The 14940-nt window shown below is 64.1% G+C and carries 13 protein-coding genes; 4 read left to right on the forward strand and 9 right to left on the reverse strand.

The features are described 5' to 3' along the window. The first annotated feature begins 2 nt into the window (after positions 1–2). Positions 3–1607 (forward strand): isochorismatase family protein, encoded by a 1605-nt coding sequence (locus tag E8Q40_RS15515; RefSeq protein WP_137045393.1) that lies wholly within the window; start codon positions 3–5, stop codon positions 1605–1607. A 101-nt stretch (positions 1608–1708) separates the two neighbouring features. Further along, a complete protein-coding gene (locus E8Q40_RS15520) occupies positions 1709–2803 on the forward strand; it encodes an NAD(P)/FAD-dependent oxidoreductase (protein ID WP_137045394.1) in 1095 nt (364 codons plus the stop codon). A 53-nt stretch (positions 2804–2856) separates the two neighbouring features. Here the strand turns inward: E8Q40_RS15520 and E8Q40_RS15525 are convergent, their stop codons facing one another. After that, a complete protein-coding gene (locus tag E8Q40_RS15525; protein ID WP_246662871.1) occupies positions 2857–3318 on the reverse strand; it encodes a MarR family winged helix-turn-helix transcriptional regulator in 462 nt (153 codons plus the stop codon). Positions 3319–3482: 164 nt separating this feature from the next. Here E8Q40_RS15525 and E8Q40_RS15530 point away from each other — a divergent pair, with 164 nt between their 5' ends. Beyond that, complete coding sequence (locus tag E8Q40_RS15530; RefSeq protein ID WP_137045395.1) at positions 3483–5633, forward strand: indolepyruvate ferredoxin oxidoreductase subunit alpha; 2151 nt, start codon at positions 3483–3485, stop codon at positions 5631–5633. A 12-nt stretch (positions 5634–5645) separates the two neighbouring features. After that, positions 5646–7190 carry an indolepyruvate oxidoreductase subunit beta family protein gene (locus E8Q40_RS15535; RefSeq protein WP_137045396.1) on the forward strand — a complete coding sequence of 515 codons (1545 nt, stop codon included), beginning with the start codon at positions 5646–5648 and terminating at the stop codon, positions 7188–7190. Positions 7191–7348: 158 nt separating this feature from the next. On the opposite strand, the gene E8Q40_RS15540 is transcribed toward E8Q40_RS15535, so the two are convergent. Genes E8Q40_RS15540 through E8Q40_RS15570 form a run of 8 tightly spaced genes read right to left on the reverse strand, consistent with a single transcriptional unit; the run spans position 7349 to position 14921 of the window. After that, entirely contained in the window at positions 7349–8077 is a 729-nt protein-coding gene (locus E8Q40_RS15540; RefSeq protein WP_137045397.1) for an SDR family NAD(P)-dependent oxidoreductase, read from the reverse strand. Beyond that, positions 8074–8853 carry a cyclase family protein gene (locus tag E8Q40_RS22005; protein WP_168197863.1) on the reverse strand — a complete coding sequence of 260 codons (780 nt, stop codon included), beginning with the start codon at positions 8851–8853 and terminating at the stop codon, positions 8074–8076. The genes E8Q40_RS15540 and E8Q40_RS22005 overlap by 4 nt, the downstream gene beginning before the upstream one ends. Before the next feature lie 9 nt (positions 8854–8862). Further along, a complete protein-coding gene (locus E8Q40_RS22010; protein WP_168197864.1) occupies positions 8863–10104 on the reverse strand; it encodes an SDR family oxidoreductase in 1242 nt (413 codons plus the stop codon). Then, the gene (locus E8Q40_RS15550) at positions 10101–11237 is read right to left on the reverse strand and encodes a thiolase family protein (RefSeq protein ID WP_246663106.1); all 1137 of its coding nucleotides are present in this window, start codon (positions 11235–11237) and stop codon (positions 10101–10103) included. Before E8Q40_RS15550 ends, E8Q40_RS22010 begins: the two co-directional genes overlap by 4 nt. A 56-nt stretch (positions 11238–11293) precedes the next feature. Beyond that, positions 11294–11776: an aromatic-ring-hydroxylating dioxygenase subunit beta gene (locus E8Q40_RS15555; protein WP_137045398.1), complete on the reverse strand. Its 483-nt coding sequence runs from the start codon at positions 11774–11776 to the stop codon at positions 11294–11296. Between the two features lie 10 nt (positions 11777–11786). Further along, positions 11787–13100 carry an aromatic ring-hydroxylating dioxygenase subunit alpha gene (locus E8Q40_RS15560; RefSeq protein WP_137045399.1) on the reverse strand — a complete coding sequence of 438 codons (1314 nt, stop codon included), beginning with the start codon at positions 13098–13100 and terminating at the stop codon, positions 11787–11789. Positions 13101–13121: 21 nt separating this feature from the next. Continuing rightward, positions 13122–14090 (reverse strand): PDR/VanB family oxidoreductase, encoded by a 969-nt coding sequence (locus E8Q40_RS15565; RefSeq protein WP_137045400.1) that lies wholly within the window; start codon positions 14088–14090, stop codon positions 13122–13124. Positions 14091–14147: 57 nt separating this feature from the next. Beyond that, positions 14148–14921: an aspartate/glutamate racemase family protein gene (locus E8Q40_RS15570; RefSeq protein ID WP_137045401.1), complete on the reverse strand. Its 774-nt coding sequence runs from the start codon at positions 14919–14921 to the stop codon at positions 14148–14150. Positions 14922–14940 lie beyond the last annotated feature (19 nt).

Consider the following 14940-nt stretch of genomic DNA (forward strand, 5'->3'; position numbering starts at 1 on the left):
CCATGACAACGCATGTCGCGGTCCGGCCCGGCTTTGCCGAACTCGTCGATTTGTGGGCGCCGGTCCGCCAGATCGGCACCGGCTTCCAGTTCACGGAAGGACCGATCTGGCATCCGCGGGACGGCTACCTGCTGTTCTCCGACATGCCGGGCGATGTGCGCCGCCGCTACGATTCAGCCGGCATTCGCGAGGTGATGAAGCCGGCGAACAAGTGCAACGGCATGACCTACGATGCCGAACTGAACCTCATCGTCTGCGAACACGCGACCTCGACGCTGGTGCGCGAGCGGCCCGATGGGCGGCGCGAGGTCATCGCCTCGCATTTCGACGGCATGGAGCTCAACAGCCCCAACGATGTCTGCGTCAAGTCCGACGGCGCGATCTATTTCTCCGATCCCTGGTATGGCCGCATGCCGGTCTACGGCGTGGAGCGGCCGCGCCAGCTCGGCTTTCAGGGCGTCTATCGCGTGCCGCCCGGCGGCGGCAAACCGCAATTGCTGGTGGATCGTTATCTGTTCGACCAGCCCAACGGGCTTTGCTTTTCGCCGGACGAGAAGCTGCTCTACATCAACGATACGATGCAGCAGCTGATCCGTGCCTTCGATGTCCTGCCCGACGGCAAACTATCCAGCGGACGGCTGTTCGCCTCGGGCATCTACTCGCCCACCGAGCCGGGCGTGCCGGACGGCATGAAATGCGATGCGTCAGGCAATGTCTGGGTCTGCGCACCGGGCGGCGTCTGGGTCTATGCGCCGGATGGCGGGCTGATCGGCAGACTGCGCGTGCCGGAACTGGTCGGCAATCTCACCTGGGGCGACAAGGACTTCCGCACCTTGTTCCTCACCGCGACCCATTCGGTGTATGCGGTAGAGACCAAAGTCGGCCCCCGCATCGAGCCCTATATGCGGCAAGGCGCGCAAGGCGCCACGGCGGCGAGCAGCCCATCGGCGCCGCAGGCCGGCGCCAGCATCGCCCGCAACGGCACGAAAAAGGCCGCGCCCGGCTATACGCTCGATCCGTCGCGCTGCGCGCTGATCATCCAGGATATGCAGAACGACGTGGTGATGGATGGCGGCGCCTTCGCCGCTTCCGGTTCGCCGAACCATTGCCGCGAGCAGAACGCCATCGGCAATGCCTCACGGCTGGCGTCGGCGGCACGGGCGCGCGGCATTCCGGTCATCCATGTCTGGTTCGTGGTCGAAGCCGGCTGCCCCGGCGTAACCATGAACGCGCCGCTGTTCGAGGGCCTTGCCGATGCGCGCGCCCTGGTGCGCGGCGGCTGGGGTGTCGCGCCGGTGCCCGGCCTCGAGGCGCAGCCGGGCGACCATATCGTCGAGAAGCAGCGCATGAGCGCCTGGGAAGGCACGCGCCTCGAGACCATCCTCAAGGCGCTCAAGCGCGATATCGTCATCGTCACCGGCGCCTGGACCAATATGTCGATCGAGCACACCTCTCGCACCGGCGCCGACAAGGGCTACTACATGGTGGTGCCGGAGGATTGCTGTTCGACGATGAATGCCGAATGGCATACGGCGTCGGTCAACTACGCTCTGCAGAATGTCGCCGTGGTTACGGACAGCGAGGCCTTGACCGCGTCCTGGTCATAGTCCCCGCCCCGCGTCCCGGCCCCCTTGGGTGCCCCGGATAGACCTGCTATTCGCAGTTCCCTATTGAGGCGCCGGGGTGCCTCGTGGGGATTCGGAAGCAGATGCAGGTATTGGTGATCGGAGCCGGCGTCGTCGGTTTGGCCGTGGCGCGGGCCGCGGCGCGCAAGGGCCACGAGGTCGTCGTCGCCGAGGCGGAGAACGCCATCGGCACTGGCGTATCATCGCGCAATTCCGAGGTCATCCACGCCGGCATGTACTACCCGACCGGGTCGCTGCGGGCGAAGCACTGCGTCGCAGGCCGGCGCATGCTGTACGAATTCTGCGCCTCGCACAGCGTGCCGCACAGGAAATGCGGCAAGCTGATCGTCGCTACCAATGACGACGAGACCAAAAAGGTCGAACAGATCGCGGCGCAGGGCCAGATCAACGACGTCGAAGGCCTGACCATGCTGACGGCTGCCGAAGCCAAGGAGCTTGAGCCGGCGCTGGCCTGCACCTCAGCGCTGCTCTCGCCGGAAACCGGCATCGTCAGCGCGCATGACTACATGCTGGCGCTGCGTGGCGATCTCGAAAACGCCGGCGGCGTCATCGCCTTCAATACGCCAGTCATCGGCGCGGCGCGCAAGGATGGTCAGTGGCTGGTTTCGTTCGGCGGCAGCGAAGCCGCCGAGATGGCGTTCGACGCGGTGATCAATTGCGGCGGCCTGTCGGCGCAGAAGATCGCCCGCGCGATGCCCGACTATCCCGCCGCCCGCGTACCAAAGCGCGTGCTCGCCAAGGGCAACTATTTCACTTATGCTGGAAAGCCCGCCTTCACGCGGCTGATCTACCCCACGCCGGTGACCGGCGGCCTCGGTGTACATGTCACGCTCGATCTCGCCGGCCGCATGCGCTTCGGCCCCGACGTCGAGTGGATCGAGGACGAATTCTACCCCGTCGATCCGAAACGGGCCGACGCTTTCTATGAGCGCATTCGCACCTACTGGCCGGCGCTGAAGGATGGCGCGCTGGCGCCGGATTATTCCGGCATCCGGCCGAAACTGACGGGTCCGGGCGAACCGGCCGCCGACTTTCTCATCGATACGCCGGCCGACCACGGCCTGCCCGGGCTAGTGCAGATGTTCGGCATTGAATCGCCGGGGCTCACCAGTTCGCTGTCGCTGGCAGCCTTCGTCGCCGGCGCGATCGAGGATTAGTTGTGCGAACCACCATCAGGCGCGAGGCGGCGGTGATATTTCGAACGCCGCGATCAGCGGCGCGCCGCCAACTTGCCGAGGGCGTTCTCGGCCTGGTCGATTTCGACAACGGACATCAATTCATCGACCCAGCTTTCGTGCTGGGTCGCGACGCTGCGGAACTGGTCTAGACCTGCCGGCGTCAGGCGGACGATGAAGCGCCGCCGGTCGCCGGCGAAGGCCTCCCGCGCCACATATTTCCGGGCCATCAGGCGATCGATGATGCCGGTGACGTTGCCGTTGGATACCATGAGGGCTTCCGACAGCGAGCTCATCGTCATGCCTTCCGGATTGCGCTCCAGCGCCGCCATGACATCGAATTGCGGCATGGTCATATCGAAGCGGTCGCGAAGCCGCTTGCGCAGCTCGGCTTCGATCACCTGACGCGCGCGAAGCAGGCGAATCCACAGCCGCAACCGCTGTTTGCGGACCGGGCGCGCCGCGCCCGGATTCGCGGCTTTTGTCTCGCCAGCCACGGAATATCTCTCCCGACAGGAACCTTGTTGACCTATAGCATACGAAATGTTTTAAGATTGAAACAATTCCAGGGCCTCAAAGGCCGTGGAAAACGCCGCGAGGCCGGCCCCGCCGCCACCGCTTGAACAGGCTGGCACGCCGCCTTCGGGCCTGGGACCTGAGAATGGCCGAGCGTTCGTTTGCCAAGGAAGTTCGGGACCTCGAACTCGGCGAAGGCCAGGAGTTCCGGGGCGAAGGCATCCTCGCGCTGACCAAGGCCCTGCTCCAGTCCGGCGTCGCCTATGTTGGCGGCTACCAGGGCTCGCCGATCTCCCATCTGATGGACGTGCTCTCCGACGCGCAGGACCTGCTCGCCAAGCTCGGCGTCCAGTTCTCGGCTTCTGCTTCGGAAGCAGCGGCAGCAGCGTCACTTTCGGCTTCGATGATGTACCCGATCCGCGGCGCGGTGACCTTCAAGTCGACGGTCGGCACCAATGTCGCCTCGGACGCGCTGGCCAACCTCGCCTCCTCCGGCGTCGTCGGCGGCGCGCTGGTCATCGTCGGCGAGGATTACGGCGAAGGCTCCTCCATCATGCAGGAGCGCTCGCACGCCTTTGCGATGAAGTCGCAGATCTGGCTGCTCGATCCGCGGCCCGACCTGCCGTCGATCGTCAAGGCCGTGGAAGACGGCTTCGAACTGTCGGAAGCCTCCAACACACCGGTGATGCTGGAGGTCCGCATCCGCTCCTGCCATGTCCACGGCTCCTTCATCGCCAAGGACAACAAGCGCCCGCCTTACACCCTGCAGCAGGCGCTGGAAAATCCGGTCCGCGACGTTAACCGCATCGTGCTGCCGCCCGCCTCCTACATTCAGGAGAAGGAGAAGATCGAGAAGCGCTGGCCGGCCGCGGTCGAATTCATCAAGAGCCGCAAGCTCAACGAATTCTTCGACGGCGACCTGACCGATGTCGGCATCGCCGTTCAGGGCGGCATGTATAACGGCGTCATGCGCGCCTTGCAGCGGCTCGGCCTCGCCGATGTCTGGGGCAAGACGCGCATTCCGCTCTATGTGATGAACGTTGCCTACCCGCTGATCGACGATGAACTGACGCAGTTCTGCGCCGGAAAGCGTGGTGTGCTGATCGTCGAGGAAGGCCAGCCGGAATATATCGAGCAGGCGGTCAACACCATCCTGCGCCGGCGCGACATCCCGACCCGCCTATTCGGCAAGGACGTGCTGCCGATGGCCGGCGAATACACCGCCGATGTGATGCTCAAGGGCGTGCGCGACTTCCTGTCCGCCGCGCTGCCGTCCGCGCTCTCCGATGCCAGCCGCGCGCCGAACGTGCCGGCCATCGCCGACGATCCGCGCGTCAAGGCGCTGACCGGCGTTGTGCCGCCACGCCCGCCCGGCTTCTGTGTCGGCTGTCCCGAACGCCCGATCTTCGCGGCCATGAAGCTGGTTGAGAAGGAACTCGGCCAGCATCACATCGCCGCCGATATCGGCTGCCACTTGTTCTCGATCCTGCCGCCGTTCAATATCGGCGCCTCGACCATGGGCTACGGCCTCGGCCCCGCTTCGGCGGCGGCGTTCAACGTGCCGTCGTCCAAGAAATCGATCTCGTTCATCGGCGATGGCGGTTTCTGGCACAACGGCCTGACCACCAGCATAGGCAACGCCGTCTACAACAAGCATGACGGCGTCATCGTCGTTGTCGATAATTATTATGCCTCGGCGACCGGCGGCCAGGACATTCTGTCCTCACGCGCCGACAACGCCACGCGCTCGACCCAGCATCCGATCGCCAAGGCGGTCGAAGGCATCGGCGGCACCTGGGTGCGTCAGGTCGATCGCACCTACGATGTCGGCAAGATGCGCGACACGCTCAAAGAAGCGCTGAGCGACAGATCGCCGGGACCGAAGGTGATCGTCGCCTCGTCGGAATGCATGCTGAACAAGCAGCGCCGCGAGAAGCCGTTGTTCGCCAAGGCCGTCAAAGGCGGAAAGCGCATGGTGCGCGAGCGCTACGGTGTCGATGAAGATGTCTGCACCGGCGATCACGCCTGCATTCGCCTGTCGGGTTGTCCGTCGCTGAGCATCAAGCACAGCGACGATCCGTTAAAGGACGATCCTGTCGCGGCCGTCGACAATGGCTGTGTCGGCTGCGGCAATTGCGGCGAGGTCGCGGAAGCCGCGGTGCTGTGCCCGTCCTTCTATCGCGCCGAGATCATTCACAATCCGACCGCGTTCGATCGTTTCATGGCGCGCATCCGCACTGCGGTGATCGGCTTTCTGCAGCGCCGGCGCGCCCGGCATGCGCTTGCGATCTCCTGACGGCATTTCCCCATGAACGCCGCCCCTTCAACGACCGCGCTCGATACGACCAAGCCGCTCGCCATTGCCGTGCTGGCGATGGGCGGCCAGGGCGGCGGCGTGCTGGTCGACTGGATCGTCGCGCTGTGCGAGGCCCATGGCTGGGCCGCGCAATCGACGTCCGTGCCCGGCGTCGCGCAGCGAACCGGCGCCACCATTTATTACATCGAAGCATTGCCTCTGCCGTCGAACGCGCCGCACGGCCTCAAGCCCGTGCTGTCGCTGATGGCGGTACCGGGCGAAGTCGACATCGTCATCGGCGCAGAGTTCATGGAGGCCGGCCGCGCCATCCAGCGCGGACTGGTGACGCCCGACCGCACCACGCTGATTGCGTCGTCGCATCGCGCCTATGCCGTGGTTGAGAAGCAGACGCCGGGCGATGGCATCGGCGATCCGGCTACCGTGCTGACGGCGGCGGAAGCCAGCGCCAGGAAGCTCATCGCCTTCGACATGGCGGCCGTCGGCGAGCAGTCCGGCAGCGCCATTTCGGCGGTGCTGTTCGGCGCGCTCGCCGGCGCAGACGCTCTGCCCTTCCCGCGCGAAGCTTACGAAGCAACCATCCGCGCCGCCGGCATCGGCGTTGAGCCTAGCTTGCGTGGCTTTGCCGCCGGCTATGAACGCGCCAAGGCCGGGACGCCGCTTGAGATTACGACGCCGCCGAAGAAGGCCGTTGCCGCGCCGAAAACACCGCAAGGCGACTACGCCGCGCTGATGATGCGTGCGCAGGCCGAGTTTCCGTCCGAAGCGCAGGCGATGCTCACGGCCGGCCTGCAACGCGTCGTCGACTATCAGGATATCGCCTATGGCCGCGAATATCTCGATCTCGTCAAAGGCATTCTCGGACTGGATCGCGCTGATCGCGGCCATGCCCTCACAGAGGCAGCCGCCAAATATATCGCCGTCGCCATGGCCTATGACGACGTCTATCGCGTCGCCGATCTCAAGACGCGGGCCAGCCGCTTCGAGCGCGTGCGCAAGGAAGTCGGCGTCGCGCCGGATCAGCTCATCTATACGACCGAATTCATGCATCCGCGCATGGACGAAGTCGCCGGTTCATTGCCGAAGGCGCTGGGCCGATTCATCGAGTCACGGCCGCGTCTCTTTCAGCGCCTCGACAAAATCGTCAATCGCGGCCGCCGCGTGCGCACCGGGACGATCCGTTGGTTCCTAATGCTTTATATTCTCGGCGGGCTGAAGCGCTTCCGCCGCGGCACGTTGCGTCACGCCAATGAGATCGCGCATCGCGATGCCTGGCTCGCGCGGGTGAAACAAGCTGCCGTGAAAGACTACGAGCTCGCCGTCGAACTGCTCAACAATCGCCGTCTGGTCAAAGGCTACTCCGACACCCATGCGCGCGGGCTCTCGAAATTCGACCGCGTCATGGCCGCCGCCGACAAGCTTGAAGGGCGCAACGACGCCGCCGAATGGGTCCGCCGCCTGCGCGAGGCCGCACTCAAGGATGAGGAAGGCGTCGCGCTCGACGGCGCAATGAAGACCGTCGACAGCTTTTTGCATTAGAGCGAATTGGCCCGCGCGCTAGCCCAGCGCACTGCCTGCTCCCTCTCCCCATCGGGGAGAGGGTTGGGGTGAGGGGGTTCCTGAATCGCGGGTCTGTAACCCCTCACCCGGATCGCCTGCGGCGATCCGACCTCTCCCCATGGGAGAGGTTAAGCGCGCTAGATCACAATCGAGCCCACGCTCGACCCACCACAGACGAAAAGCGTCTGCCCGGTGACGAAGGAGTTCGCCGGATCGGCGAAGAACATCACCGCGCGCGCGACGTCGTCGCTGCGGCCAAGTCGCTTCACCGGAATGGCGGCGGCGAGCGTCTGCTCGCGCGGATCGCCGACCGGGATGACGCCGCGGAACATGTCGGTGTCGCCGATCGGTCCCGGCGCCACGGCGTTGACGGTGATGCCGGCCGGCGCCAATTCAAGCGCCCAGCTCCGTACCAGTCCAATGACGCCGGCTTTCGTCGAGCCATAGGCCGTGCGCGAAGCCAAACCTAAAGCGCCGCGCGTCGACATCAGGACGATGCGGCCGAAGGCGCGCGCCTTCATGCCGGGCAGCACGGCCTGCGTGATGGTCAAAGCCGCGCCAATATGCAGCTGCGTCAGCGCCTGCACATCCTCGATTTTCGTCTGCTCGATGGTCGCCGGCCGGATGGCGCCGGCATTGTGCACAACGTGAGTAATGGCAAAGCGCTTGGCAATATCGGCGGCGGCCTGCGCCACCGCGTTGTTGTCCAAAAGATCAACCTCGACGCCGTGCAACTTGGCGTCCGCGCTCTTCGGCTTCTGTCGGTCGAACACCACGACCTCGTAGCCGGCTGCCAGCAATTGCCGTACGATCTCGGCGCCGATGCCGGAGGCGCCGCCGGTGACGATCGCAATATTCGCGCTCATGCCCCCTCCACCAGCGCCAGAACGCGCAAGGGGCTGCCCGAGCCGTTCTTGATTTTCAGCGGCGCGGCCACGATCACCGCGCCCTTGGGCGGCAGCTGGTCGAGATTGGTCAGGCACTGCAGGCCATAGCGGCCCTTGCCGTGCATATAGAAGTGCGCCGGATAAGGCGGATTGAAATGCTGCGCCTGGCCGTAATCGGTGCCGATGGTCTCGGTGCCGAAGCCGTGCACGTCGCGCTCTTCGACCAGCCATTTGACCGCGGCTGGCACCGGGCCCGGCGTGTGCGCGCCATCGTCACCCATGCCGGCATATTCCGGATAAGGCTTCTTCGACCAGTCGGTGCGCAACAGCACCCAGTCGCCGGCATTGATGCGGCCGTGCGCCTTCTCCCAGGCCTCGATGAACGGCACGGTCAGTTCGAAGTCCGGATTGTCGGCGCATTCCTTGGAGCAATCGATCACCGATGCCGGCGCGATGAAATTGCGCGGGTCGATCGTGTCGACGGCGTTGTTCGGCAGGTCCTTGCCCGAAATCCAGTGCACCGGCGCGTCGAAATGCGTGCCAGCATGCTCGGACATCGAAAAGTTGTTCCAGTACCACGCCGGGCCGCGCTCGTCGTAACGCGAGATTTCCTCGATGCGGAACGGCGCCGCTTGGCCGAATTCCGGCGGCAATACGATGGTGGGAAATTCCTGCGAAAGGGTCGCGGTCAGGTCGATCACCTTGATCGAACCTTGCGCGATGCGCTGGGCGAAGCCGAGAAGATCGGAAGCCATAACCCTGTCCTATCCTGCCAGTTCGCGCTCGAGCGCCTTGGGATTGGCGGCGAGCCGCGCCCGGATATCCTCAGCTATGTCGCCGACGAACACATCCTCGAGCCCGCGCTGCAGCGCCTGCACCACCGCCTTGGCGAGCACCGCCGGCGTCACCTTCGGCGGCGGCACGGTCTGGAACCATTCGGTGTCGAGCGGCCCGAAGAACACATTGAGCACCTTGACGCCGCCGGGTCGCAATTCCGCGCGCAAGCATTGCGACGCCGACAGCGACGCCGCCTCGGCCGCCGAATAGGCGCCGTATTGCGGCCAGTTCATCAGCGCGTGCACCGACAAGAGATTGACGAAGGCCGCCGCCGAATTGACGCCGTCGGCGCCGCGGCCACGCATCGCCGGGCCAAACGCCTGCGCCAGCCGCATCAGGCCGAAGTAACGGACATCCATCTCCTCGCGCGCCACCGTGAGGCCGCGGCGCTGCATGATGCCGCCGGCGCGAATGTGCTCCGCGGTGTTGACGACGATGTCGATGCGCCCGCCATTCTGCTCGGCCTGCTCGGTCACCGACTCGGTGTCCGTGACATCAAGCGGCACGATCTCGACGCGCTCGATCTTTTTCAGCTCGTCCTGCCCCGGAAACGGCTTCCACGGATCGGCAATGCCGACGAAGACGATATTGCATCCGGCCTCGGAGAAGGCCTTGGCCATCGCCTGCCCGACCGGCGTGCGGCCATCGGTAATGAGCACACGGCGGAACTTCGGGTCGGACGTCATTTCGCGTAAGTGCGGATCGTCGGCCATGTTGGGGGTGTCTTTCGCTGGCAACGCAATCATCACCGGCGCGCCGCCTTTGTCGAGCTTGAGATCGAGGCGTACGCGGTCACCTTCAAGAACGTCGCCGTGGATATGCGACAGGATCACCGGCCCGATGTCGAGCCTGGTCAGGCCGACGCGCCAGGGCGTGCGTTCGCGGAAGTAGGGATCGGTCGAGGTGCGGATCGTCGTTTCGGCGAGCAGCATACCGCGATTGTCGACCGGTTTGAACGGAACCCGGTCCGACAGGCATTTCGGGCAGGCATCGCGCGGCGGATAGAACACCGCGCTGCATTCCTCGCAGGTCTGCAGCTCGAAGCGGCCTTCGGCCGCCGCCAAGGTCAGGCCATGGGCGGTGCGGCTGCGGATTGATTGCGGATAAAGCGGCTGCCGGGTGCGCTTGAGCGGGTTCTTGCGTTTCGGGCGAACGAGTGGCTCGGTCATGATGCCCTCGCCAGAACGGCGGCGCCCGACGACAGGCCGCGATCGTAATTGATCATGCCGAAACCGGAGACCACGGCGATCTTCGCATCCTTGACCGGCTTGCCGATCGGCTGGCCCATCAACTGGCGCATCGCCTCGGTGATGCCGAGATGGCCTCCCGCCGCGCCCGCCTGCCCGGTCGACAACTGTCCGCCCGATGTGTTGTGCGGAAAGCTGCCGTCCGTGGTGAAGGTGTGCTGGCGGATGAAATCCTTGCCCTCGCCCTTCTTGCAGAAGCCGAGATCCTCGAACTGCATGGTGATGATCACCGGATAGTCGTCGTAAGTTTGCAACAGATCGACGTCGTCCGGCTTGACGCCGGCCATCTGCCAGAGGTCATCGATATCCACGGCCCAGCCACCGCGCACCTGGATCGGGTCGTCAGGAAACGAGTTGTGCCGTTCGATGGTGGAGAGAATGCGCACCGCCGGCAATCCGAGCGACTTGGCCACATCCTCACGGCAGACAAGGAACGCCTCGGCCCCGGCGCAGGGCATGACGCAGTCGAACAGATGCAGCGGATCCGAAATCGGTCGCGCATTCATGTATTCATCGAGCGTCAGCTTTTTCTTCATCATGGCGAAGGGGATAGACAGCGCATTGTCGCGCTGCGCCACGCAGATTTTGCCGAAATCCTCGCGCGTTACGCCATACTTGTTCATGTAGTTCTTGGTGATCAGCGCGAAGGAGGCGTTGGCGCCGCCGGAGCCGTAAGGATAGACCGCGTCCTGCGCGAAGCGCGAGAACGACGACAGCGTCTTGCGGAACGAATCGACGTGGTTGGTGTCGCCGGCGACAACGGCGACGAACTGGGCATCGCCGTTCTGCACGGCGCGGGCGGCCCGGCGCAGGCCGACAACGCCGCTCACCCCGCCCATCGGCACATGATCGAGCCAGCGCGGCGACAGGCCGAGATGCTGCGTCATGCCCACCGCGCTGTCGGCGCCGGTGGTAAAGCTCGATAGAACGAGGCCGTCGAGGTCCTTCGGCGTAATGCCCGCCGTCTTGGTCAGTTGATGCAGCGCGCGGCCGATCCACCAATGCGCGGTGTCGGTCGAATACCGGACATAGGGCACCGTCACCGGCGCGCACATCACCACGCCGTCGTATCCACGACGGGCGTTTCGTTGCGGGTCGCTCAATGCCCCCATCACATGAACAACTGGATGTTGCCGAAGGCCGCCTCGCAATTGACGAGGTCGACGCGCTTCAGCTTGATCTTGAGGACGCCGCCGACCACGGTCAGCGTATGCGTCGCCCAGGCGGCGTAAAGCTGCTGATCGTCGTGCCGCGTCTCGACGTAATGCATCGGCGTCCAGGTGACATATTCGTTCTTCGCATCGTCGCGGCTGTCGATCTGCGGCGTCTGCAGGACGTGGTGGCAGCGGCTCTTCGGCTTCTGCGAGAAAGTGCGGTTGCCCTTGAGCCGCTCGACGCGAATCTGCAGCAGCAGCTTGTCTTCGTACATCAACGAGCCGACCAGCTTGGGATCGGTCTGCCCCCACTCCAGCGGCATCCAGTAATAGGCGTCGTCGGTGTAGAGGGCGAGCCACTCCTCGAAGCGGTGCTGGTCGAGCAACCGCGCCTCGTGGATGACGAAGTCGATGATCTCTTTGTCGGTCGGGCTTGTCATGAGCGCCTGCTTACATCGACATTGTCATGAATTTCTGCCAGGCGTGGAACTGGTTCCGCATCTGCCATTCGGTCGTGCCGTTGGTCTCGGCCGTCACATCGACCGGTTCGGCCGGATCGTAGAGCCGCTGCACATTGACCCATTGATTGGCGTCGACATGCAGGCCTTCCTGGGCGCGCTCGTACATTTCCAGATCGTCATGGCCGACCACCGAGGTCGGCGCATTGATGAGCCGGTTGTACATCTGCGTACGCTCGAGCAGCACATCCGGCGCATCGACCAGACGGAAGGTATAGGACTCGACCAGGGTCTTGTTCGGTGCCAGCGGCTTGAACAGACGGATGAGCTGGATCGGCCCCTTGATCATCAGATTGGGGAAATAGACCGTGTTGTGGCGGTTTTCGCCGAGGATGTGCTTTGCGCGCTCCTCGCCGTAGGCCGCCACCATCTTCTCGAAATAGCCCGGAATGGCCGAATAGTCCGAGTGGATCGAGTGATGAACGCCGGTGTGGCCGTGGCCGTTCGGCCAGACGCGGATGCCCATGTTCTCGAAGAACTCATACGGGCTCATGAACGGCGCGAAGATCTCCACCGCCATCGGCTTTCTGGTGCCGGGCGGCGCATTCTTCCAGACATTGACCGCGGTGCCGGCCGAGGACTCATGCGCGACCATCGGGTGGCAGGTGTCGGTCTGGTTCTCGACCAGCATCTTCCAATTGCAGTTGTGCATGTAACGCAACGGCAGGCCGGCGACTTCGAGTTTCCCGACCGGCGAGCGGTCGATCATGTTGTCGAAGCTCGACAGGCTCTCGCCGAAGAATTCCTCGAAGCCCTGGCCGAAATCATTGATCTTGGCGAAAACGAAGCCGCGATAATTGTGCACGTGCCGCACCGGCGTCATGCCCTGCCCGGCATGGCTCTGCTCGAGACCGGTGTTCTCGTAACCTTTCTTCAGAGGGATCGCGAGCAGCGAACCATCGGTCTTGAAGCTCCAGGCGTGATACGGGCAGCGGAAGAACTTGCCGGTGTTGCCGCAGGTTTCCGTCGTGATGCGCGTGCCCTTGTGCGGGCAGCGATTGAACAGCACCTTCACCGACTGGTCGGTGTGGCGAACCATCAACACAGGCTGCAGGCCGATCGTGGTGCCGAAGTAATCGCCCGGGTTGGGCACCTGGCTGTCATGGCCGATATAGACCCAGGTGTTGGCGAACAGATGCTCCATCTCGAGCTGGAACACCTCGTCGTCGATATAGACGTCGCGATGCACTTCGGCCGGACGCACCAGGTTACGGACTGCTTCGACGTTGTCGCGGTATCTCGCCATCGCCCTTCTCCGTTACGGTCGTCACAAATCGAGAACCAGACGCGGGCTCTTGGATCGTGACACGCAAATCTGCATCTTTTTCCCCTCGGCCTTTTCGGCATCGGTGAGGATATAATCGCGGTGGTCCGGCACGCCTTCGACCACATCCACCTGGCAGATGCCGCAATCGCCGCGCTTGCAGTCGTGCAGCGGGTCCTTGCCGGCATCGATCAGCACGTCGAGGATGGTTTTGTCGGGCGGAATTAGAAAGCTTTCGCCGGAGCTTTTCAAGACGACCTCGAACGACGCATCGCCGGCGGCCGGCACCGCCGCGGTGAACAGCTCGAAGCGCAGCCGGCCGTTGTCCCAGCCGAGATCCCTGGCGGCGGCAATGGCGGTGTCGATCATCGCGCGCGGACCGCAGCAATAGACCGGCTCATTGTTCTTCAGCGACGCCATCAGGCCGCGAATGTCGAATACATGTCCGGCGGTATCGTCGACATGCAGCACAAGCTTGTCACCACATAACGCCTGAAGCGCCGGGACGAAGGCGAGCTGCTCGCGCGAGCGTCCGGCGTAGTAAAGTCGGTATGGCCGCTTGTCGGTGGTCAGCGCCGCCGCCATCGAGGCGATCGGCGTAATGCCGATACCGCCGGCGATCAGCACGACGGGTTCAGCGCCCGGATTGAGCGGGAAATTGTTGGACGGCGCCAGCACCTCGACGCTGTCGCCGGCTTTGAGCGCATGCATGAAGCGCGAGCCGCCCTGGCTCGGGTCTTCGAGCCGGATACCGAGGCTGTAGGCCTTGGGCCGTGTCGTCGCCTGCGCATCGTCGCGCAGGTTGATCAGCGAATAGGAACGATCATCGCCGCCCGGCAGTTTGACGCGAATATGCGCGCCCGGCTGCCAGGACGGCAGCGGTTCGCCATGCGTCCGCGCCAGGGTGACGGCGCGGACTAGCGGCGTTTCGGACCGCGCTTCCGTCACGGTCAATGTCAGGGTTTCGGACATGTGCGGATTATTTTAGGTCTAAAATAATCCGCTTGGCAATGTCCCCGTGGCCCGGTTTTACAGACCTTTCGGGTGGGTCATGAATTCCTCGATGATTTCCGGCGGCGCTTTGACGAATTCGCCCGCGCGGCTGACGCCGACGCCGGCCAGTTTGCGCAGTTTCACCGCCAGTTCCGCCATTTTGACGGCGATCGGGATGCCGTTGATCACCGGCGCGCCGTCCACGGCATGGCCGTGGATCGCCGAGAACAGCAGCATCGGGATGCCGCCACCGGGGATCAGCACCTCGCAACCATCCGCGACCAGCGGTTTGGCCTGCTCGGCGAACAGGTCCTTCACCTTTTCGGCGAGCGCTTCGGATTCATAGGCTTTCAGGATCTGCCCCGGCTCGAACTGCATCGCATGGATGCCGGTGATGCGGCGCTCAAGGCCATACTTGGCGATCTGATGACGGAACCACGGAATGTACCGGGTATTGATGGTGACAATGCCGACACGCTGACCGAGCTGGCAGCTGTACAGCATCGAAGCCTCGCCGAGCGCCACCACCGGGATGTTCACAACTGAACGCGCTTCGTAAAGGCCGGCATCCTGGAAGTGACCGACGACGAAGGCGTCATAGCCCTCACGCTCGGCACGCACCGCGTTGCAGATGACCTCGCGCGCGCAGCGCATCTCGACGATCGGATGCGCATAGGAATCGTGCGGCGTGATGCCATGCACCTCAACCTCGGTGCCTTCGTCGACAACTGTCTTCAAATGGGCACGCAGCCGGTCCCAATAAATCTTGCCGTTATCGTAGTCGACATAGCTTTGATACCAGATGCGCATCGATGCCTCCCGCGGACCT

Origin of the sequence: Pseudolabrys sp. FHR47, assembly GCF_005153485.1 — a bacterium.
Lineage (GTDB): Bacteria > Pseudomonadota > Alphaproteobacteria > Rhizobiales > Xanthobacteraceae > Pseudolabrys.